Annotated in this window: 16 protein-coding genes and 1 other RNA gene; 11 read left to right on the top strand and 6 right to left on the bottom strand. The window is 54.8% G+C overall.

Features of this window, described 5'->3' with window-relative positions:
- The first annotated feature begins 139 nt into the window (after nt 1–139).
- From FHI25_RS00990 to FHI25_RS00975, 4 genes are all read left to right on the top strand, one after another.
- Nucleotides 140–823, top strand: a complete 684-nt coding sequence (locus FHI25_RS00990) for a hypothetical protein (protein ID WP_349237943.1) — start codon at nt 140–142, stop codon at nt 821–823.
- A 94-nt stretch (nt 824–917) separates the two neighbouring features.
- Nucleotides 918–1979 carry a magnesium/cobalt transporter CorA gene (corA, locus tag FHI25_RS00985; RefSeq protein ID WP_210514199.1) on the top strand — a complete coding sequence of 354 codons (1062 nt, stop codon included), beginning with the start codon at nt 918–920 and terminating at the stop codon, nt 1977–1979.
- A 95-nt stretch (nt 1980–2074) separates the two neighbouring features.
- Nucleotides 2075–2623 carry a cysteine hydrolase family protein gene (locus FHI25_RS00980; RefSeq protein WP_210514197.1) on the top strand — a complete coding sequence of 183 codons (549 nt, stop codon included), beginning with the start codon at nt 2075–2077 and terminating at the stop codon, nt 2621–2623.
- Between the two features lie 68 nt (nt 2624–2691).
- The gene (locus tag FHI25_RS00975) at nt 2692–3312 is read left to right on the top strand and encodes a pyridoxamine 5'-phosphate oxidase family protein (RefSeq protein ID WP_210514195.1); all 621 of its coding nucleotides are present in this window, start codon (nt 2692–2694) and stop codon (nt 3310–3312) included.
- Between the two features lie 78 nt (nt 3313–3390).
- Here the strand turns inward: FHI25_RS00975 and rnpB are convergent.
- The 5 genes from rnpB to FHI25_RS00950 all read right to left on the bottom strand — a co-directional run bounded on the left by rnpB (nt 3391) and on the right by FHI25_RS00950 (nt 8341).
- An RNA gene (gene rnpB, locus FHI25_RS00970) (RNase P RNA component class A) lies at nt 3391–3786 on the bottom strand.
- 61 nt (nt 3787–3847) lie between these two features.
- Nucleotides 3848–4600 (bottom strand): N-acetylmuramoyl-L-alanine amidase, encoded by a 753-nt coding sequence (locus FHI25_RS00965; RefSeq protein WP_210514193.1) that lies wholly within the window; start codon nt 4598–4600, stop codon nt 3848–3850.
- 5 nt (nt 4601–4605) lie between these two features.
- Complete coding sequence (locus FHI25_RS00960) at nt 4606–5478, bottom strand: EamA family transporter (protein ID WP_008889609.1); 873 nt, start codon at nt 5476–5478, stop codon at nt 4606–4608.
- 178 nt (nt 5479–5656) lie between these two features.
- On the bottom strand, nt 5657–7480 hold the full coding sequence (locus FHI25_RS00955; RefSeq protein ID WP_210514191.1) for an ATP-binding cassette domain-containing protein: 1824 nt from the start codon (nt 7478–7480) through the stop codon (nt 5657–5659).
- A 123-nt stretch (nt 7481–7603) separates the two neighbouring features.
- Nucleotides 7604–8341, bottom strand: a complete 738-nt coding sequence (locus tag FHI25_RS00950; protein ID WP_210514188.1) for a TerB family tellurite resistance protein — start codon at nt 8339–8341, stop codon at nt 7604–7606.
- Between the two features lie 270 nt (nt 8342–8611).
- On the opposite strand from FHI25_RS00950, the gene FHI25_RS00945 reads away from it, so the two are divergent.
- The 3 genes from FHI25_RS00945 to FHI25_RS00935 all read left to right on the top strand — a co-directional run bounded on the left by FHI25_RS00945 (nt 8612) and on the right by FHI25_RS00935 (nt 13530).
- Entirely contained in the window at nt 8612–10609 is a 1998-nt protein-coding gene (locus tag FHI25_RS00945; protein WP_210514185.1) for a HAMP domain-containing methyl-accepting chemotaxis protein, read from the top strand.
- A 328-nt stretch (nt 10610–10937) separates the two neighbouring features.
- Nucleotides 10938–12881, top strand: coding sequence for a HAMP domain-containing methyl-accepting chemotaxis protein (locus FHI25_RS00940; protein ID WP_246878845.1), 1944 nt, complete (start codon nt 10938–10940; stop codon nt 12879–12881).
- 139 nt (nt 12882–13020) lie between these two features.
- The gene (locus FHI25_RS00935; protein WP_063088853.1) at nt 13021–13530 is read left to right on the top strand and encodes a winged helix DNA-binding protein; all 510 of its coding nucleotides are present in this window, start codon (nt 13021–13023) and stop codon (nt 13528–13530) included.
- A gap of 63 nt (nt 13531–13593) precedes the next feature.
- Here FHI25_RS00935 and FHI25_RS00930 read toward each other — a convergent pair whose 3' ends face one another.
- Nucleotides 13594–14346, bottom strand: a complete 753-nt coding sequence (locus tag FHI25_RS00930) for an SDR family oxidoreductase (RefSeq protein ID WP_210514178.1) — start codon at nt 14344–14346, stop codon at nt 13594–13596.
- Nucleotides 14347–14615: 269 nt separating this feature from the next.
- Here FHI25_RS00930 and FHI25_RS00925 point away from each other — a divergent pair, with 269 nt between their 5' ends.
- From FHI25_RS00925 to FHI25_RS00910, 4 genes are all read left to right on the top strand, one after another.
- Nucleotides 14616–15590, top strand: coding sequence for a TRAP transporter substrate-binding protein (locus FHI25_RS00925; RefSeq protein WP_008889616.1), 975 nt, complete (start codon nt 14616–14618; stop codon nt 15588–15590).
- Between the two features lie 141 nt (nt 15591–15731).
- Nucleotides 15732–16244 (top strand): TRAP transporter small permease, encoded by a 513-nt coding sequence (locus FHI25_RS00920; RefSeq protein ID WP_063088856.1) that lies wholly within the window; start codon nt 15732–15734, stop codon nt 16242–16244.
- Between the two features lie 9 nt (nt 16245–16253).
- On the top strand, nt 16254–17555 hold the full coding sequence (locus FHI25_RS00915) for a TRAP transporter large permease subunit (RefSeq protein WP_210514175.1): 1302 nt from the start codon (nt 16254–16256) through the stop codon (nt 17553–17555).
- Nucleotides 17556–17624: 69 nt separating this feature from the next.
- Nucleotides 17625–21266, top strand: coding sequence for a hydantoinase B/oxoprolinase family protein (locus FHI25_RS00910; protein ID WP_210514171.1), 3642 nt, complete (start codon nt 17625–17627; stop codon nt 21264–21266).
- Nucleotides 21267–21368 lie beyond the last annotated feature (102 nt).

The raw sequence follows: 21368 nt of genomic DNA, 5'->3' as shown, positions 1-21368 counted from the left end.
GGGCGTGGTCTTCTGGCGCAGGGCAGCGTCAGTGAAACGAAGGATGCGATTGTTGCGGATAAAAGCTGCCATTCTATTAATGGGTTGTGCATTTTCCTGGGCCGCGTTGGCTCCCGGGGCGAACCCGGTCACGGGTGGCGTGGCCACGGCACAGGGGCTTAGTCTTGACCCGGCCGGTGGCGGATCAAATTCGCCCGAAGTTTCATCGCCGCAGATGCGTGAATTGCTGCCCTTGATCATGCAACAACTGCAAAACAATCCGGAGCTGATGTCTCAGTTTGGACTGGGCGGGCTTTCGGGGCTGAATGGCCTGAATGGGGATGGCTCCGGTGTAGGTGTTCCCGGTATGACAGGCGACGGTGTGTCCAACATCCCTGGATTGAACGAGGCAATCGCAAAGGCGCTTGCCCAGCAAAATGGTGGCGCTGGCGTCGCTCCATCGGGCATTCCCGAACAGGTCAAAGTCTATCGCGAACAATACCACCCGGTTGATATCGACCAGGATGGCCGGATCAGCGCGGACGAGGCTGCCGCCTATGCCAGCTGGATGTTCCGGCGGCGCGATATCACCGGCGATAATGTTTTGGTGGCGCGCGAATTTGCCGCGGTTGAAAAATTGCCCGGTTCTTCGGATGCCAATCGACAAAGGTTGCGCACCGAAAGCCGTCGACTTGAATTGCTGTTTCCGGAATTTGACGCCGATGGTGACAAGATGATCACCAAGGAAGAATTCATGGCGCAGGTGCACGCGACCTATAATGAAAAGCGCGGAGCGGCGGCGGATATTGATCCGTTTTCGTTCCAGACGGTTTTGCCATTCTAGGGCTGCGTTGCTTGGAAACGCATTCATCACATGACAAGCATTCAATAAACTGGCATCCGTAACCATCGGCAAGCCGGAAGAGACGGAGAGGCTCATGGACACCAACGAATTCTTTGCCCCGGTGCGCGCAAACACCGACAGCGGCAGTACCGCCAGTCAGGCTGCTTCTGATAGCGCCGTCGGTGACAGTGGGCAGGCAACCGAGGCTGCAAACACGTCTTCTGAACAATCTGCCGCCAAACCGGCTGCGACCAAGGCCGAGCGCCTTCCGGTTTGGGTCGATTTGCATGCCCCGACGCCTGACGAAATTCACGAGATTGAAGAACGCTTTGGCATTGAAATACCGACGCGCGAAGAAATGCAGGAAATCGAACTGTCATCGCGCTTGTATGACGAAGACGGTGCGTTGTTCATGACGGTTTCGGTTCTGACCAAGGCAACCACCGATGCGCCGCAAACCACGGCGGTGACATTTATTCTGGTCAAGAAAACCCTGATCACTGTGCGTTATGCCGATCCAGTACCGTTCAAGACCTTCATCCGGCGTGTGAAACGCAGCCCGTCGCTTGCCAATAGTGCAGAGGCCGTTCTGTTTGGTCTGCTTGAACAGATTGTTGATCGACTTGCCGACCTGATGGAGCAAACGGCGACCGATCTTGAAGGCCTGTCCAATCAGGTCTTTATCAGTCCGGACGAGAAGAACTCGGATGCGGATCACCGCGAAACCCTGCGTCAGATCGGGCGTACCGGTAACCTGTCGGGCAAGGCCAAGGACAGCCTTTTGAACCTGCATCGCTTGGGATTGTTCCTTTCAACACAGGCGCGACTAAAAAAGGATGCCAAGGCGCGGCTCAAGATCCTGTCGCGCGATATTGTCTCGATTACCGAGCACGCCAATTTCATCGCCAACAAGGTGACCTTCCTGCTGGATGCGACACTTGGCATGATCAGCCTGGAACAAAACAATATCATCAAGATCTTCTCGGTCGCCGCCGCCGCCTTCCTGCCGCCGACCCTGATTGCCAGCATCTATGGCATGAACTTCGAATTCATGCCGGAACTGGGGTGGAAGTTCGGCTATCCGGTTGCAATCGGCCTGATGGTGATGTCGGCCGTCCTGCCGCTGTTGTACTTCAAGCGCAAAGGATGGCTTTAAGCCAAATGGCGAAATGCGTGGGGCTTCTGTCCTTTTAGACAGTCTTTGCGCTGCTAGATTGACCGGCACATTCACCAGACATCGGAGCCCCACAAATGAGCAAGACCGCCTTGATCCTGATTGATTGGCAGAAGGGATTTGATGACCTCAATTACTGGGGAAATCGCAATAACCCCGACGCCGAAGCCAACGGCGAAAAACTGTTAGCACACTGGCGCGCCAAAGGTTGGCCTGTGTTTCATGCCAAGCATAATTCCACAGAGCCGCAATCGCGCCTGCATCCCGATCATCCCGGTAACGCTTTCAAGTCGGGTTTTGCGCCCAAGGATGGTGAGCCGGTCTATGGAAAGAACGTCAATTCTGCCCTGATCGGCACGGACCTTGAGGCCGATCTGCGTGCGCAAGGCATTTCGAAACTGGTTCTGTGCGGGATAACCACGGATCATTGCGTGAACACGACCACCCGCATGGCGGCCAATCTTGGATTTGATGCCACCATTGCGGCGGATGCCTGTGCGACCTTTGATCGCAGTTTGCCAGACGGGCGGGTTTTCCCGGCCCAGATGGTTCACGATGTTGCACTCGCCAGCCTGAATGGCGAGTTTGCAGCGGTGAAAACAGCCGCGGAAATTATTGCGGACTAATCGCCAATTGACTTGCGTTCGCAACTAAAGCAGTTTCTGCCCTCGTTTCTCGCCAAAGGTAATCTGCAATGACCAAAATCGATACTCAGGAAAAGCTCCGTGCCATTTACGGAGAGCCGCTTGGACTTGCTGTCAGCAAATGTTTGCCGGCGCTTGATCCGCACTGCAAGCACTTCATTTCGCTTGCGCCCTTTGCGGTCATTTCCTCGTCAGATACCAATGGTAATGCAGATGTCAGTCCGCGTGGTGATGGTCCGGGTTTCATCAAGGTTGTTGATGACAAAACGCTGGTCATGCCTGATCGTCCGGGAAACAATCGTGTCGATACCCTGTCAAACATTGTCGACAACCCGAAAGTCGGGATGCTGTTTTTCGTGCCGGGCGTGAACGAAACGCTGCGCATCAATGGTGTTGCCGAAATCAGCACCGACCCGGCTTTGCTGGGGCTGTTTACCGATACGCCCAAGGCACCGATTACCGCGATCAAGATCACGGTCGAGGAAGCCTTCCTGCATTGCGCAAAGGCACTGATGCGTTCCAAGCTGTGGGATCCGGAAACCCGGATCGAACGCAAAACGCTTCCGACCTTGGGCAAGATGATCAAGGATCAGACAGCGTCCGATATCCCCGAAAGCACGCAGGAAGAAGTAGACAAGTATTTCGCGCAATCTATTGCCGAGCGCGGCTGATCTGCTGTTCATGATTGAACGCATTTGATCCGGGCGATGACGGGAAACGGTCATCGCCTTTTTTCTGTCTGAAATGATAATACCAGATGGCCTGTAAGCCGGGTTCTGTCCATGCGGCGAACCGCACTGGATGACTATTCATCTGGGACGTCCGTCGCCGAACGCCTCCTGCAACCAACCCGAATGGTGGTGCGAAAACCCACCTGCCGACAATGCCGAAGCATCCGGCCGACCATTCCTATTAGGTTTTGCTCCCGGTGGGGTTTACCATGCGTCCCGCATTGCTGAAGGACCGGTGCGCTCTTACCGCACCCTTTCACCCTTACCGGATGGCTTGCGCGATCCGGCGGTATCCTCTCTGTGGCACTTTCCCTAGGGTCGCCCCCGCCAGACGTTATCTGGCACCGTGTTTCCGTGGAGCCCGGACTTTCCTCCCCGATTGCAAGCAATCAGGGCAGCCATCCGGCCATCTGGTGATCGGGATGTAGGTCACATCCATGGTGGCGTCAAGAAAAAGCAGTGTGGGCAGGGATGCCTAGCGGGTGATCGCATTGGCAAGGACCTTGGCAATGGCAATGCATTCGCCATCAACATTGCCTGAAATGTCGTTTTGCCGCCAATGACGTTGGAACGCGATGGTGCGTTTGTCTGTATCTTCGTCGCTGTCTGCCGGACCATAGCCAATCGCCTGAAGCAGTCGATAAAACTCATCCGGGCTGACAGCTGTGCCGGAAATGCCGGAACTGATTTCAGCAACGCCATGGCATCCGGGCCACAATCCAATGCCGTTTTCGGCCAGTTGCTGCCACGGGAACAGTTCACCCGGATCTTCCTTGCGGTTTGGGGCCATATCGGAATGGGCGATGATGCGGCTGGCGGGGATCTCATGGCGTTTGAGGATGTCTTGCGTCAGATCTATAACGGATTGGATCTGGATTTCCGGAAACGGGCGATAGCCATATTCATGTCCCGGATTGACGATTTCGATCCCGATGGAGTGGGAGTTCACATCTTGGCAGTCTTGCCAGATGCCAAGCCCGGCGTGCCAGGCGCGCTTTTCTTCATCAACCAGCTGAAAGATACGGCCATCTTCCTCGATCAGGTAATGGCTGGATACCGAGCTTTCCGGATCACAAAGCCGTTCAAGTGCCGAGGCACCCGATTGCATGCCGGTGTAATGCAGGACGAGAATATCAATCGGGCAACCCTCCGGACGATCACCAGAATTGGGGGAGGGATGGGAAATGATGTTTCCCGCTGATCGCGTTCTGGTGATCTTTTCCCCCATGCGGATCAATCCATTCCCTGTGCTTTGCGTTGAACCGGCTTGCGCAGCATGATGACCGCGACACCGCACAGAACGACTGTGCCACCAATGATTTTAAGCAGCGAAAACGGCTCGTCAAACACAAGGAACGAACCCATCACGCTGATCACCGGTGCCAAAAGGGTCCAGGGCACAACAACGTTCACATCCTGCGTCTTCAGCAAATGATACCAGAAGCCATAAGCCACAATCGATGACATCACGACCGTAAAGGCAAGGTTTGCATAAGCCACCCAGCTCGCGTTCATCACCGCTTCAAACCCGTTCGGCTCAAAGATCAGGGACATGATCAGCAGTTGCGGGGCCGCCATCAGCGCCATCCAGCCATTCAGCTGAAAGGTATCAATGTCGCCAAGCTTCTTGATCATGACATTAGCAACCGCCCACATGAAGGATGCAAACACGACCAACAATAGCGGTAATTGCAGCTCGGTCATGGTCGGGTCCCAGAACATGATGGTGACACCGATAAAGGCCAGCGCCATACCCGAAAGCCGTTTCCAGCCCAGCCGGTCATTAAAGAAATAGGTCGCAAGCATCGATGAAAACGGCACGCCCAAAAGAATGATGATGGCAACCGGCCCGGCATCAATCATCGACAGGGCATAGAACAGAACCCCGAAATGAAGACCGCCAAAGGTAACCGAAATCAGGGCGAGCTTGCCAAAACGGCCGCGCGGAACTTGGGTAAACGGGATCAACAGGATCGCCACAGCCGCAAAACGCATTGCTGTCAGGATGAAAGGCGGGATTTCACCAACCGCCCCTTTGACGGTCAGCATGTTCACGCCCCAAATGACGGCGACGGAAAAGGCCATAATTACGGCTTTGATCGGCATGGCGGGGCCTTTCGGCAATAAGGGACAATAATGACCCCAAGAATATCAGATAGATACGCACACCCGCCCAAGTTTTTTTAGACGGGTTCCAGTCCCTTGATCCGATGTTTCAGCCCAAAGCACAAATGAGTTGTTTTCAACTCATGCCTAAACTGTCTTGAAATTCGCGTAAGCTTGGTCAGCCCTGACCAAGTTCTTCGCGCAGCATTTCAAGTTCCAGCCAGCGTTCCTCGGATGCTTCAAGCTCCGAACGCGCAGCATCAAGGCGATCCACCTTTTTCTGGAAACCGTTCGGGTCCTTGGTGAACAGGCTGCTGTCAGAAAGCGCATCCTCAAGGGTGGCGATTTCCGCTTCCAGTTTGGCCATCGCAGCAGGCAGATTGTCGTATTCGCGCTGATCCTTATAGCTCAGCTTGCCTGTCGGTTTTGATTTCGGTGCAGATGCCTGTGCGGCCTTTTTGACCTGTTTGGCCGCGGCCTTTTCTTCCTTGGCGGCCTCGGCGCGCGAAAGTCTGCGTTGGGCGATGTAATCGGAATAACCACCGGCATATTCGATGGCAGTCCCATCACCTTCCATAACGATGGATGATGTCACCACGCGATCAAGGAAGTCACGATCGTGGCTGACCAGAAGAAGCGTGCCTTCATAGTCGCTCAGCATTTCCTGAAGCAGATCCAGCGTATCCATATCCAGATCGTTGGTCGGCTCATCCATGATCAGAAGGTTGGTCGGTTTGGCCAATTGTTTGGCCAGCAACAGCCGATTGCGTTCACCGCCAGAAAGCGCGCCAACCGGGCTTCGCGCCTGTTTTTCATCAAACAGGAAATCACGCAGATAGCTGACCACATGGCGCGGATTGCCGCGCACCATGACCTGATCGCCACCAACATCACATAGCGTATCCCAAAGGGTCTTGCTGTCATCAAGGGCGGCGCGTTTCTGATCGAAATAGCTTGGATTAAGGTTGGTGCCGATCTTGATCGTGCCGCTGTCAGGTTCGATCTGGCCGGTCAGCATTTTCAAAAGCGTGGTTTTACCGGCCCCGTTCGGGCCGATAATGCCGACCTTGTCGCCACGCAAAATACGGGTCGAGAAGTCCGCGATGATCTGACGGTCGCCAAATGATTTCGCGATATCGGTCGCTTCGATCACGACCTTGCCGGATGTCTCGCCGGCATCGGCCGCAAGCGACACGTTGCCGATGCGGTCAACCTGTTGGGAACGCTGGGTGCGCATGTCATAAAGACGGTGCAGACGGCCCTGGTTCCGTTTGCGGCGGGCTGAAATGCCCTGCACCGACCAGACGGTTTCCTGCGCAATCAGTTTATCAAGCTTGGCACGTTCCTCGGCTTCCTTGCGATAGATTTCCTCGGACCATTCCTCGAACTGGGAAAAGTTGATCGCACCCTGATGCATCACACCGCGATCAAGCCACAGCACACCATTCGATACGGCATTGAGGAATGCACGGTCGTGCGAGATCACCACAACGGCACCGCGGAAATTCTTGATTTCGCCTTCAAGCCATTCAATTGTCGGCAAATCAAGGTGGTTGGTTGGCTCGTCAAGTAACAGAACCTGCGGATCGGCAATCAGCGCACGCGCAATCGCGGCCCGGCGGCCTTCACCACCCGAAAGCTGTTTTGGGTCCGACTTCGGATCAATATCAACCGATGCCAGCAACATGTCGGATCGATAGGCATAATCCTGTTCATGGTCATCAAGGGCCGAAAGCACAAAATCCTCGACCGTGTCATAGCCGTCAAATTTCGGTTCCTGATTAAGGTAGGCCACCTTGCAGCCCGGCTGAACAAAGCGTTCCCCGCCATCGGGTTCGATTTCACCGGCGATGATTTTTAACAATGTCGATTTGCCGCCGCCATTGCGCCCGACAAGGCACAGGCGGTCACGGTCGCCAATGGCAAATGACACATCAGAAAACAGATCATTCCCGCCAAAGGTCAGGTGAATGTCATTAATATTGATCAGCGGTGGCGCCATGGAAAAACCGACAAGTTTGAAAATAAAACAGGGTCACAGTGACCGGCCCCCTGCAAACAGCAATTCGGGCACCGTTGCAAGGGAAATCAACTTTGACAGAGATAATCGCGAAGATCGAACGCGCTAGCGGATACCGCGTTCTTTGCGGATTTGATCCCAGGCCGCATTGATCCGCGCCATCTTTTCGTTGGCCTGTTCGATGAATTCCGGCGGCATGCCCTTGGCCATCAGGGTGTCGGGATGATTTTCGCGCGACAGTTTCCGATGGGCCGATTTCAGGTCATCGTCACTGGCATCACGGGTCAGACCAAGCTGTTCATAGGGATCGGGGCCATTTGATGCGGTGAAGGCATGATGAACCCGTTCAAAGTCGACCTCGGCAAAGCCAAAGATATGGGCGACCTTTTTAAGGTAGTCCTGTTCGGCCGGGTGCAGTTCGCCGTCGGCCATGGCGATTTGATAAAGCGCCTCAAGCACACCTTCAAGGATCGCCCGTTCACCGCGAAACATGGTGGCCATCTGATGGGCATAGACCTCAAACCCGTCTGACGATGATCGCGCCATGTCAAAGATGCGGCCGACATTCTTTTCTTCGCCCGGCGGGATATGGAACACGCGTTTGAAGGCGTTTACTTCATCGCGGCTGACATGGCCGTCTACCTTCGCCATCTTGGCGGCCAGCACGACCACACCGGTTGCAAAAGCGATCTGGCGGGGATCATGCCCGCCAATTTGCGGCCCGCGTGCATTGCTTTTGATCTTGTCAACGACATGACCGGCCGCCGCGCCAAGAATTGCACCCAATGGTCCGCCCAGGGCAAAGCCTGCGGTTCCGCCAATAATTTTGCCCCAGATGCTCATGGGTGATCTTCATCCTGTTTGTTGTAATCCGGTGCGGTCGATTGGCTGAATGGACAGGTGACTAATCAGTACCAATGCCCGCGCAAAGCACAAACATAGTGCGCAGATGATGAAAAGAAATGACCTAATTTGCGGGAATTTTCGCCAAAGGTAGAGGCAATTAGTAATTAGTCTATACTTTAGTCTTTATATATCTACTGATGGTAGAATGTTTTATGGTTCTGAAAAACAAAATATAAAACCAAGAACCGGAAAATGAGGGGTGGAAGCATGTCTTTCTTGTCGCGAATGAAGCTGGTTTACCAGATCTCGCTGCTGAGCATCGTTGCTCTGGTGATTTTCGCCATTGTCGGGATCACACAATTCGTCGCCGATCAACAGCGCCAATCCGCGCAATTGATCGCCAAGGCTGCGAGTGAGGATTCCCAGACGGTAAGCATTGTATCGCGTGCGTTCCTCGATGCACGTCGCCACGAAAAAGATTTTGTTATTCGACGAAGCGAGGAATATGTCACTGCCCACGCCGAAGCCGCCGCACAAATCCGGGCCGGTCTGGAAGAGCTTTCCGGGCGTGAAGAACTTGGGAGCCTTCTTGAGCAGGTCGAGCAGGTTCAGACAGCCGTCGATAATTATGTGTCGGAATTCGCCACTGTCGTTGAATTGCAGCGCAAGGTTGGTCTGGACGAGAGTTCGGGCTTGCTTGGCGAAATGCGCAGTGCTGCATCCGAAGTCGAAACTGCTTTGGCAGAAGTGGCCAAGCTCGAGGCGATGCTGGGACTGAGTGGCACCAAGGACCTCTCGATTGCCGTTTTACAGATGCGCCGCGATGAAAAGGATTTTCTTGCCCGTCTGGATCCGGCCTATGTCGAAAGTGTCGAAGCAACTTCCAAGCAGTTCTCGGCTGCGCTTGAGCGCGCTGGCAGCATTCAGGATGAAAAGAAACAGCAGCTTGGCAAGCTGATGGACTCATATCTGGCGGATTTCAAAACCCTTGCCGATGCTGTTCTTGAACGTGAAGAATCCCTGGAACGCCTCAGCGCATATTACGCCGCCGTCGAGCCGGTTCTGGAAACATTGGGCAATGAAGTCCGGACCGTTGCCGAAAACATGCAACAACGCGCCGAACAAATCGCTCATAGCGGGGTTCAGGTTACGTTTGCGATCTTTATCGCCGGTGCGATCATCATGATCCTGATGTCGATGGTTCTTGCGCGTGCCATCGTGCGGGCCATCACCGGGTTGACCGACAAGATGGCCCGGTTGGCCAAGAACGACTTTGACGTCAAACTGGATGAAGCCGACCGCAAGGATGAAATTGGCGAAATGGGCCGGTCTGTGGTTGTCTTCCGCGAAAACGGTCTGGAGCGGCAAAAGCTTGAAACCCAGCAACGCGAACTTGACGAAAAACAGCGCCAGCGCATTGAAAAGCAGGAACAGCACATTCGCGAATTTGACGATGATGTCGTCGCAATGATGAGCGAAGTGGGGACTGCGGTTCAGCAGCTGCACTCTGTTTCCGAAGTTTTGCGTAACAGTGCGGCCACAGCAAATGAACAGTCGACAACCGTTTCTGCGGGCAGTGAAGAAGCATCGTCAAACGTGCAACTTGTTGCAACGGCGGCGACGGAGCTTTCGGCCTCAATCCACGAGATTGCTGGGCAGATCAGCGATACTTCGAAAATGGCGGCAACGGCAAGTGATCGTGCCCAGACAACCAACGATGACATTCAGGGCCTGAATGCGGCCGCAGTCCGCATTGGCGAAGTCATCAATCTGATCAGCGATATCGCCGAACAAACCAACCTTCTGGCTCTGAACGCCACGATCGAAGCCGCCCGTGCCGGTGATGCTGGCAAGGGCTTTGCCGTGGTTGCCAGCGAGGTTAAAAACCTTGCCAATCAGACCGCCAAGGCGACCGAGGACATTTCAAGCCAGATCAATGATATCCAGCAAGCGACACAATCGGCCGTCGATGCGATTGATAGCATCGTTCAGATGATCAAGGATATCAGCGAACGAGCATCTGCGGTGGCCGCTGCCGTCGAACAACAGACCGTTGCAACCAGCGAGATTTCCCAGAATGTCGAACAGGCCGCATCGGCAACCACCGAAATCTCGAACGCCATGCAGGGGGTTTCGGCGGCGGTGGCAGAAACCACCGAGGCTGCCGATGATGTGCGTGGCTCGGCCGATAACCTGGGTCGTCAAAGTGATGGTCTAAGTGAACGTATCGATAACTTCCTTGCAAGGATGCGCTCGATTTCATAGGCCGCCTGCAACAAGCATCATTTCACGTCTGCAACTGGAACAAGAGGAAAGAGCAATCTTTCCTCTTGTTTTGTTGTGCCTCAAACCAATTGTGATTCAGTTGAGTAAGAGACAGGCACCGGGCAAGCATCAATTATGTCTTGCCAAGGCTTAGAGGCCGAAATGGTTTCCCGACATATGGGGCAAGGTTCCCCCGATTTGATCTGGCGGGCGCGATAGGTGTCTTCATTTCGTTGTTGAATAGAAACCTGCGCTGATGCCAGCGGGAGAACAGCTGTGGCAAAGGCGGGGCAACTGCTTGGGGGCCAAGATGAATTTTCTTTCCCGAATGAGACTTCTCTATCAAATATCGCTGATCGGCGGGGTGGCACTTCTGATCTTTATTGTAGTTGGTGCCGTGCAATTCATTGCCGAGCAACAAAGACGGGCCGCCGAAGAGGTCGCCGAGAGTGCGCTGGAAAACAAACTGGTTGCTGATGCTGTTTCACGTGAATTCCTGAATGCACGTCGGCGGGAAAAGGATTTCCTGCTGCGCATGGATGAGAAATATGTTTCCGAGCATGCCAGTGTCGTTGAAAACGTCAATGCAGGCCTCGAGCAGCTTGAACAGGCACCAGAACTGAACGCGTTTGATGCACAGCTCCAGGAAATCGTGACAGCCTTTGCAAACTATGACGCCAAGTTTTCGGTGGTTGTCGGTTTGCAGCGAGAAATCGGGTTGAACGAGGAAGAGGGGCTTCTTGGACGGCTACGTTCATCGGTGCACAATGTCGAAGAAGCGCTCAAGAAATATAATGCCGACAATCTTACCGTAATCATGTTGATGATGCGCCGCCACGAGAAGGACTTTCTTGCACGCCTTGATCCAAAATATGTCGGCCGGATTGATGACCGCCTAGCCGAGTTCGGACCGGCATTGGCCGCCTCAAACATTCCCGCCGCCGAGCAGGATAAAATCACCGACTTGATGAAGTCATATGTCGCCGATTTCAAAGCGCTGTCTGAAAAGATCCTGCAACGCGAAGAAGAGCTCGGCTTTTTATCCGACTATTATGCCGAGGCTGAGCCGATCCTTAATGAACTCAGTCAGTCGATTGGCGAAATCGCACAGACCCAAAAGCAAAGAGCTGACAGCATTGCAGAAACCAGTCTGACGGTTTCGGTCATCATGTATTCAATCGGCGTTCTGGCGTTGATGGGGCTTTCGTTCTTGTTGGCGCGCGCCATTGTCAGCGCGATCAGCGGTTTGACCAACAAAATGACCCGATTGGCTGAAAACGACTTTGACGTCGATATTAACGAAGTGAAGCGGGCGGACGAAATTGGCGAGATGGGCCGAGCTGTCCTGGTCTTCCGCGAAAACGGTATCGAACGCATCAAGCTTGAAGCGGCGCAAAAGGCCGAAGACGAAAAACGCCGCAAACGCATGGAGACGCAGGAGCGCTATATCCAGGAATTCGATCAGGCGGTGGTTGCCGTCATGGCAGATGTCGGAATAGCGGTGGAGCAACTCCATCAGGTGTCGAACGTATTGCGCAACAGTGCTGAAACAGCAACCAATCAGTCGATGGCGGTATCGTCCGGTGCGGAAGAGGCCTCTTCGAATGTGCAGTTGGTTGCCACGGCCGCAACCGAACTTTCGGCTTCTATCAACGAGATTTCCGGTCAGGTCACTGAAACGTCAACCATGGCACAGTCCGCAACCGAGCGGGCGCGCAATACCAATGACAATATTCAGGGGCTTAATGATTCTGCGATCAAGATTGGCGAAGTCATCAGCCTGATCAGTGATATTGCCGAACAAACCAACTTGTTGGCCCTTAATGCAACGATTGAGGCCGCCCGGGCGGGGGATGCAGGCAAAGGCTTTGCCGTTGTCGCAAGCGAGGTGAAAAACCTTGCCAATCAGACCGGCAAGGCAACCGAGGAAATCACGTCCCAAATCAATGATATTCAGCAGGCCACAAGCCTTGCCGTCGATGCAATCGACGAAATTGTCAAAATGATTTCTGACATCAGCGAACGCGCAGCTGCCGTGGCGGCCGCGGTCGAACAGCAAACCGTTGCCACCAGCGAGATTTCGCAAAACGTCGAACAGGCCGCCGCCGGGACAGAGGAAATCTCGGCTGCCATGCAAGGGGTGTCTGCAGCTGTCAATGAAACCAACGAAGCTGCTGGCAGCGTCAACGTTTCGGCCTACAACCTTGGTCAACAAAGCGGTGATTTGCGGTCGCAGATTGATGGTTTTCTCGAACGGATGCGCACACTTTAACGGTGAATTGCCGATAAGTATAAGGCGACAGGGGCTTTACCTTGTCGCCTTTATCGCGATAAAATGCCGACAAACTTCCAATGAATCTGGTTGGAACCTATGTTGGTGACCGGGAATACTGCATTACAGGGAACGTCGGATGGCTGATAAAACACGTATCGTCTCATCGTCACATCTTGTCTCGGAACGCGCAGCCGAATTGTCGGAACTTGAATTTGCGTTGATCCTGTCAGGCAACGCATTTAACCGCTGGATGGTGCGGTGCATGCGTGCGGCGGGTATGCCCGATGTGTCGGTTCTCGATATTCTGGTACTGCACAACGTCAATTCCCGTGAACGGGAAAAAAGCCTGTCTGAAGTGTGCTTTGTCCTGAATGTCGAAGACAGTCATCTTGTGAACTATTCCCTTAAAAAGCTCCGCAAGCTCGGACTGGTCGAGGGCGTCAAACGCGGCAAGGAAGTGCATTACGCGACCACCAAGGACGGCCGCGAAATGTGTGAGAAATACCGTCAGGTCCGCGAGGATTGCCTGATTGAGACTTTCCAGCGGCTTGGCGTCAATAGCGAGGAAGTCGGGGATGTCGCCAAGACCCTTCGCGCAATTTCCGGTGTCTATGACCAGGCATCACGTGCGGCGAGCGCGATGTAACTCGCGCTGCTGATACTGCTGCCAAGGCTTGTCCCTTGCATCCCCGACGTCCGGGAACAACACCTAGGGCTGAATAGGCAACAAGGTGCGATTGTAGGTCGGGGACATCACGATTTCGTTGAAACAGACCCGCATGGGGGCCCCGACGACATAAGTCACGATTTCTGCAAGATCGCTTGGGTTTAAAAGACGATCAAGTTCTTCCTGTTCTATCGGTACCGGGCGTTGCTGCAAGATCGGGGTGGCAACCTCGCCCGGCGAAATGCAGCAACAGCGGATGTTGTTGTGCAGTTCTTCCTGATTGATGCTGTGCGAAAGGTCGACGACACCGCGCTTGGATGCAATATAGGCAGGACCTGCGACCGGGAATTCATGCTTTGCGGCCCACGATGCAATATTGATGATCAGTCCGTCTTTTTGATCGCGCATCAAGGGCAGGGTCGCGCAAACGGTGTTGGCAACACCGTTCAGGTTGACGGCGACGATACGTTGCCAGTCTTTGATATCAAGATCGCGCCAATGCCGTTTCGGGGTGTTTACGCCAGCGCAGTTGATCAGCACATCAATTTTGCCCATCGCGCTTTTGATTTTCGCGACCGTTTCAAAAACCTTGTCGCTGTCACTGATGTCGAGCGGGTAAATGTCAACTTTTCCCCCGCTTGCCACAATGTCATCTGCAACTTGCCGAAGTGTCTCTTCGCGCCGCGCCGAAAGGGCAACGTGTGCCCCGTCAGCCGCAAGAGATTTGGCAATTGCCTCACCGATGCCGCTACCGGCACCTGTAATCCAGACAGACTTCCCCGAAAGATCAGACATTGGATTTTCCCCACTTGTTATTTGTTTGATCGCTAGTTGAATGCCCCCGGAAGGCAACAATAACAACAAAAATATCAGACGAATGGTCGGTTTTTGCGGGTTCACGCAGGTGGGGTTCTAAGTGTTGTTTCCCGGATTTCGCATATCTGCTATGAATTAAAGTTGACAATTTGTCGGCAAAATGTGATCAATGTGTCGGGAGGCTACTTTGGAGTCTCGATACGCGATTACGTGTATCGGCTTGCATCACACACAGGGAGACTTGAAAAATGTTGAAAAAAGCACTTTCGACTGTCGCAGTCGCAGCGATCACCATGTCAGCTGGCTTTGCATCCGCTGAAGAAACCTGGGACATGGCAACGCCGTATCCTGACGCGACTTTCCACACCCAGAACATCATTGAATTTGCCAAGGATGTGAATGAAGCATCCGGCGGTGAGCTGAGCATCACCGTTCATTCCGGTGGTTCGCTGTTCAAGCATGCTGACATCAAACGTTCGGTTCAGCGCGGCCTGGTGCCGATCGGCGAAACCCTGATTTCCCTGCTGGCCAACGAAAACCCGATCTACACCGTTGACGCGATCCCGTTCCTCGCGACGTCTTATGAAGACGCCAAGAAGCTTTGGGAAGTATCGCGCGAAGGCATCGAAGCCGCCCTCGCAAAAGACGGTCTTAAAGTTCTTTACGCTGTTCCGTGGCCGGCACAGGGCCTTTACACCGCGAACGAAGTCAACAGCGTTGCTGACCTCGATGGTGTCAAGTTCCGCGCCTATAACGCCACCACGTCCGAACTGGCATCGCTGACCGGCATGGTCGCGACCCAGGTTGAAGTTCCGGAAATCCCGACCGCCTTTGCAACCGGCATTGTCGAAGCGATGATTACGTCGCCATCGACCGGTGCCAACTCCAAGGCATGGGACTTTGTTTCGAACTTCTATGACGTTCAGGCATGGCTTCCGAAAAACATGGTTATCGTAAGCGAAAGCGCATTCGATGGCCTGTCTGCCGACGTTCAGGCTGCTGTTCTTGAAGCTGCTGCCAAAGCCGAAACCCGCGGCTGGGAAATGAGCATGGCAGAAGCCGAAGAGAAAAAGAAAATTCTCTCTGAAAACGGCATGAACGTTGCTGCACCGAGTGCAGAACTCAAAGACGGTCTGGCAGCAGCTGGTGACAAAATGGTCGCTGGTTGGCTGGAAAAAACCGGCGATGAAGGCCAGGCCATCATCGACGCGTTCAAGAACTAAGCACCAGTTCTTGCCAATTGTCGGGGCCGGACGGGTGTCGTCCTCCGTTCGGTCCCGGACAATCCGCACATTTTAATGTTACTGTCCGTTAGGTACGATACGTCGCTTTGGGGATGATCGTTGGCGGAAAGGGGGACTGCTGTGCGCAGACTGCTAGATTATTTATTCAAATTCAGTGCCGTTTTGGCGGCCGCGTTCCTGGTAATCATTGCGCTGCTGATCCTCGCCCAGTCCTTGGGGCGCCTTGTCGGGATCGCCGTTCACGATGCCAATGAACTGGCCGGGTTCTCGCTTGCTGCCGGTACGTTCCTTGCCCTTGGTCCGGCGCTGCGCGCAGGCACCCACATCCGGGTCATGATCGTCCTTTCGCACCTTAAAGGCCGTGTCCGCCGGACAATGGAAGCGATCACGCTGTTGGCTGCGATCTATCTTGCCGGTTACTTCGCCTGGTGGATGGCGGTTCTGGCCGAGGAAAGCTTTTCGTACGGCGATACCTCGCCCGGCGTTCTGGCCTTCCCGCTGTGGATCCCGCAAACCGCCATGGCCTTTGGACTGGTTGTCTTTACCATCGCTCTGCTCGAAGCATTTGTTGATCTTCTGGCTGGCCGCGAACCCGCTTTTGTCGGCGGCGAAGCGAACGAACTGAACGAGTAGGGGGCGGTCATGGACGTACTTCAAATCGGTCTTATCCTGATGGGCCTGCTGTTCCTGTTTCTGGGCGCTGGTCTGTGGGTTGCACTTGCACTTTTTGCCATTGGCGTCTTTGCCATTGATGTTTTCACCAGTGCGCAAACCGGTCCGATCATCGCGACCACAGCATGGTCAAGCCTTGCGACCTGGTCACTGGCACCGCTGCCGCTGTTTATCTGGATGGGTGAAATCCTGTTTCGGTCCCGCCTTTCCGAAGACATGTTCACTGGGCTTGCCCCGTGGCTGAACAAACTTCCGGGCCGGTTGCTGCATGTGAATATTCTCGGCTGCGGTATCTTTGCCGCGGTGTCGGGGTCGTCGGCGGCAACTGCGGCCACCATCGGGCGCATGTCGATTCCGGAACTTCGTAAGCAGGGCTATGCCGACAGCCTGATCCTTGGAACCCTTGCCGGATCCGGTACGCTGGGTCTTCTGATCCCGCCGTCGATCATTCTGATTGTTTATGGTGTTTCGGCCGAACTTTCGATTGCCCGTCTTTTCATTGCCGGCGTAATCCCCGGTGTCATGCTGATCATCATGTTCATGAGCTTCGTTGGCATCTGGGCCACGATCAACAAGGACAAGATGCCTGAAGCGGCCCCCAGCATTCCGTTTGCTGAAAAAATCCGTGCATCGGGTCGCCTGATCCCGGTCATCGTTCTGATTGCGGCTGTCATCGGCTCGATCTATGGCGGGGTGGCAACCCCGACCGAGGCCGCGGCATTCGGTGTGGTCGGTGCGTTGATCCTCTCAGCGCTTAGCGGGTCGCTTTCCAAGGAAAGCCTGCTTGATGGCATCATGGGGGCAACCCGGACGTCCTGCATGATCTGCTTTATCCTTGCGGGTGCCGCGGTATTGACGGTTGCCATGGGCTTTACCGGTGTGCCGCGTGAGCTGGCCGCATGGATCGCCCAGATGGAGCTGTCGCCTTATGCGCTGCTTGGTGCACTGACGATCTTCTTTATCGTTCTGGGATGTTTCCTTGACGGTATTTCGGTGGTGGTTCTGACAACCTCTGTGATCCTGCCGATGGTGCAGGCCGCTGGCATCGACCTTTTGTGGTTCGGCATCTATGTCGTACTGGTGGTCGAAATGTCACAGATCACGCCACCGGTCGGCTTTAACCTTTTCGTTCTGCAAGGCCTGACAGGCAAGAACCTGTTCAAGATTGCAATTGCTGCCTTGCCATTCTTCTTCCTGCTGTTGTTTGCCGCCCTTCTGATCACCGTATTTCCGGGGATCGTTACCTGGCTGCCAACGCAAATGAGTGGCTAACAGTTCATGATTTGAACTGACCAAAATACTCGAATTTTCTGACTACAGATGCCTGAAGGAGTGAGCATCATGGCCCCGCTCGACCAAAATTCGCCCGCCTCGCAGACCACCGGACAGCCGAAATGGCAGTTCTGGATCGATCGCGGCGGCACATTTACCGATATCGTTGCCCGCAAACCCAATGGCGCGCTTGTCACCCACAAACTGCTGTCGGAAAACCCCGAACGGTATAAGGACGCCGCCATTCAGGGTATCCGCGAACTGCTTGAGGTCGCCGACGGCGAGAAAATCCCGGCCGAGAAAATCGAAGCCGTCAAAATGGGCACCACGGTTGCGACCAACGCCCTGCTTGAACGCAAAGGCGACCGTACCGTTCTGGTCACCACCAAGGGCTACCGCGATGCGCTGCGCCTTGCCTATCAGAACCGCCCGCGCCTGTTTGACCGCAACATCATCCTGCCCGAAACGCTTTATGAGACCGTGATCGAAACCGCTGGCCGTTTTGATGCGCAGGGGCATGAACTCGAAGGCATGGACCTTGATACCCTTCGGGCTGACCTGCAAAAGGTCTATGACAGCGGCATTCGTGCCTGCGCCATCGTTTTCATGCACGGTTATCGCTATACCGCGCACGAACTGGCCGCCGAAAAGGTTGCCCGTGACATCGGCTTTACCCAGGTTTCCGTCAGCCATCAGGTCAGCCCGTTGATGAAGCTGGTATCGCGCGGCGATACCACTGTGGTTGATGCCTATCTGTCGCCGATCCTGCGTCGTTACGTTGATCAGGTCGCCTCCGAACTGGGCGGCGTGAAATTGATGTTCATGCAGTCCAATGGCGGTTTGACCGATGCGGTCAAGTTCCAGGGCAAGGACGCAATCCTGTCCGGTCCGGCTGGCGGTGTGGTTGGCATGGTCCGTACGGCTGAAATGGATGGCTTCAAACAGGTCATCGGTTTCGATATGGGTGGTACATCGACCGACGTTTCGCACTATGACGGCGAATACGAACGTGATTTCGAAACCCAGGTTGCTGGTGTGCGCATGCGTGCACCGATGATGAAAATCCACACGGTTGCCGCCGGTGGCGGCTCAATCCTGCATTTCGATGGTGCACGTTTCCGTGTTGGTCCGGACAGTGCCGGTGCAAATCCGGGACCGGCGGCCTATCGCCGTGGTGGTCCGCTGGCGGTGACTGATATCAACGTCATGCTGGGTAAGGTCCAGCCGGACTTCTTCCCGAATGTCTTTGGCCCCGAAGGCGACGAGCCGCTGAATGCCGATGCCGTGCGCAAGGGCTTTGAGGAAATGGCCGCCGACATCGAAAAGAACACTGGCCAGATCCGCACCCCCGAAGAAGTCGCCGAAGGCTTCCTGCGCATTGCGGTTGAAAACATGGCAAACGCCATCAAGCAGATCTCGGTTCAGCGCGGCTATGACGTCAGCGACTATATCCTGCAATGCTTCGGCGGTGCCGGTGGTCAGCACGCCTGTCAGGTTGCCGATACCCTTGGCATGACCAAGGTCTTTGTTCATCCGTTCGCCGGTGTTCTGTCGGCCTATGGCATGGGCCTTGCCGATATCCGTGCGATGCGTGAACAGGCGGTTGAGGGCAAACTTGCCGCCGAAGGTCTTGCGGATCTGGATAAACAGCTTGATGCCTTGGCTGTTGACGCGCTTGCGGAACTGAAAGAGCAGGGCATTTCGGATGACAAGATCAGCCTGCTGAAACGCCTGCATCTGCGTTATGACGGAACCGACACCCCGCTGATTGTTGATTTCGGCGATGTTGATGCCATCACGGGCCAGTTCGAAGAACAGCACAAACAGCGTTATGGTTTTGTCATGAACGGAAAGCCGCTGGTGGTTGAGGCCGTCGCGGTTGAGGCGATTGGCGAAACCCAAAGCCTTCCGGCGTCGTCGGCTGAACTCGATGGTGCGGAGGTTATGCTCAAGCCGCTTGCGACCCGTCCGGTCGTCTTTGATGGCAAAACCGAACAGACACCGTTTTACAAACGTGAAAACCTGAAACCCGGTGCGACCGTGCGCGGCCCGGCTGTGATTGTCGAGCCGGTCGGCACCACCGTGATTGATCCGGGCTGGGAAGCCAAGGTCAACGGCCTGGATCATCTGATCCTGAACCGTGTCGTGCCGATGAAACGCTCAGAGGCGATTGGCACCCAGGCCGATCCGGTGATGCTTGAAGTGTTCAACAACCTGTTCATGAACATTGCTGAACAGATGGGGGTCACCCTTGCCAACACGTCATACTCGGTCAACATCAAAGAACGTCTGGACTTCTCCTGTGCGGTGTTTGATCAGGAAGGTCTTCTGATCGCCAATGCCCCGCATATGCCTGTCCACCTCGGCTCGATGGGTGAATCCGTTCAGGCGGTGATTAAAAACAACGACGGCAAAATGAAGCCGGGCGATGTTTATATGCTGAACGACCCGTATAACGGCGGTACGCACCTGCCTGACATCACGCTGATCACCCCGGTGTTTGGCGATGATGGTAAGGAAGTGCTGTTCTATGTCGCATCGCGTGGTCACCATGCCGATGTTGGCGGCATCACCCCGGGCTCCATGGCGCCGAATTCGCGCGTCCTTGAAGAAGAAGGCGTTCTGATCAACAACTTCAAACTGGTTGATCAGGGCACGTTCGATGAAAAAGGTCTGACTGACCTTCTTGAAGGTGCGAAATATCCGGCACGTAACCCCTATCAGAACATCGCCGATCTGCGGGCCCAGATCGCGGCCAATGAAAAGGGTGTGCAGGAACTGCGCAAGATGGTCGATCACTTCGGCCTTGATGTCGTGCATGCCTATATGCAGCACGTTCAGGACAACGCCGAAGAAAGCGTGCGTCGCGTGATCGACGTCCTGAAAGACGGTGAATATGCCTATGAAATGGACAATGGCGCGGTTGTCCGCGTCAAGGTCACCATCGACAAGGCAACCCGTTCGGCGACGGTTGATTTCACCGGCACGTCCGATCAGCTTGATAACAACTTCAACGCCCCGTCGGCGGTGACCCGTGCTGCTGTGCTTTATGTCTTCAGAACGCTTGTTGATGATGACATTCCGCTCAATGCCGGGTGCCTGAAGCCGGTCAATCTGATCGTGCCCGAAGGATCGATGCTTAATCCGCGTTATCCGGCCGCCGTTGTTGCCGGTAACGTCGAAACCAGCATGCATGTCACCGATACGCTGTATGCCGCCCTTGGCGTGTTGTCGGGTGGTCAGGGCACGATGAACAACTTCACCTGGGGCAACGATACGCACCAGTATTACGAAACCATCTGTGGCGGTACCGGTGCCGGTCCCGACTTTGATGGTACGGCGGCTGTTCATTCGCACATGACCAACTCGCGCCTGACCGATCCGGAAGTGCTTGAATGGCGCTTCCCGGTGCTGCTCGAAAGCTTTGAAATCCGCAAAGGGTCGGGTGGTAAAGGCAAACACAAGGGTGGCGATGGTGCGATCCGCCGTGTGCGCTTCCTTGAAGACATGACCGCATCGATCCTGTCCAACCACCGTCGCGTGCCGGTTCAAGCCTGCCAAGGTGGGGAACCCGGTCAGCTTGGCCGCAATGCGGTTGAGCGCACCGATGGCACTGTGATCGAGCTTAAGGGCACAGACGGTGCGGAAATGCACGCCGGTGATGTCTTTGTCATCGAAACCCCGGGTGGCGGGGGTTACGGCAAGGCCTGATCGGCCCCTGCATTACCAGATGTTGCGGACCGGGAACGTGTTCCCCCCTTAAACACCTGTTTGTTTCCGGTCCCCGAAGCCGCCTTGCTTCCCTGTTGCAAG

The organism is Thalassospira sp. ER-Se-21-Dark (assembly GCF_017922435.1).
GTDB lineage: Bacteria > Pseudomonadota > Alphaproteobacteria > Rhodospirillales > Thalassospiraceae > Thalassospira.
The sequence above is the reverse complement of the archived record's forward strand: the minus strand, read 5'-3'. Positions and strand labels throughout refer to the sequence as shown.

What these genes read in the sequence shown, in the direction of transcription:
- corA (WP_210514199.1), top strand. Translation starts at nt 918, where the DNA reads ATGGACACCAACGAATTCTTTGCCCCGGTGCGCGCAAACACCGACAGC.
- FHI25_RS00980 (WP_210514197.1), top strand. Translation starts at nt 2,075, where the DNA reads ATGAGCAAGACCGCCTTGATCCTGATTGATTGGCAGAAGGGATTTGAT.
- FHI25_RS00975 (WP_210514195.1), top strand. Translation starts at nt 2,692, where the DNA reads ATGACCAAAATCGATACTCAGGAAAAGCTCCGTGCCATTTACGGAGAG.
- FHI25_RS00965 (WP_210514193.1), bottom strand. Translation starts at nt 4,600, where the DNA reads ATGGGGGAAAAGATCACCAGAACGCGATCAGCGGGAAACATCATTTCC.
- FHI25_RS00960 (WP_008889609.1), bottom strand. Translation starts at nt 5,478, where the DNA reads ATGCCGATCAAAGCCGTAATTATGGCCTTTTCCGTCGCCGTCATTTGG.
- FHI25_RS00955 (WP_210514191.1), bottom strand. Translation starts at nt 7,480, where the DNA reads ATGGCGCCACCGCTGATCAATATTAATGACATTCACCTGACCTTTGGC.
- FHI25_RS00950 (WP_210514188.1), bottom strand. Translation starts at nt 8,341, where the DNA reads ATGAGCATCTGGGGCAAAATTATTGGCGGAACCGCAGGCTTTGCCCTG.
- FHI25_RS00945 (WP_210514185.1), top strand. Translation starts at nt 8,612, where the DNA reads ATGTCTTTCTTGTCGCGAATGAAGCTGGTTTACCAGATCTCGCTGCTG.
- FHI25_RS00940 (WP_246878845.1), top strand. Translation starts at nt 10,938, where the DNA reads ATGAGACTTCTCTATCAAATATCGCTGATCGGCGGGGTGGCACTTCTG.
- FHI25_RS00935 (WP_063088853.1), top strand. Translation starts at nt 13,021, where the DNA reads ATGGCTGATAAAACACGTATCGTCTCATCGTCACATCTTGTCTCGGAA.
- FHI25_RS00930 (WP_210514178.1), bottom strand. Translation starts at nt 14,346, where the DNA reads ATGTCTGATCTTTCGGGGAAGTCTGTCTGGATTACAGGTGCCGGTAGC.
- FHI25_RS00925 (WP_008889616.1), top strand. Translation starts at nt 14,616, where the DNA reads ATGTTGAAAAAAGCACTTTCGACTGTCGCAGTCGCAGCGATCACCATG.
- FHI25_RS00915 (WP_210514175.1), top strand. Translation starts at nt 16,254, where the DNA reads ATGGACGTACTTCAAATCGGTCTTATCCTGATGGGCCTGCTGTTCCTG.
- FHI25_RS00910 (WP_210514171.1), top strand. Translation starts at nt 17,625, where the DNA reads ATGGCCCCGCTCGACCAAAATTCGCCCGCCTCGCAGACCACCGGACAG.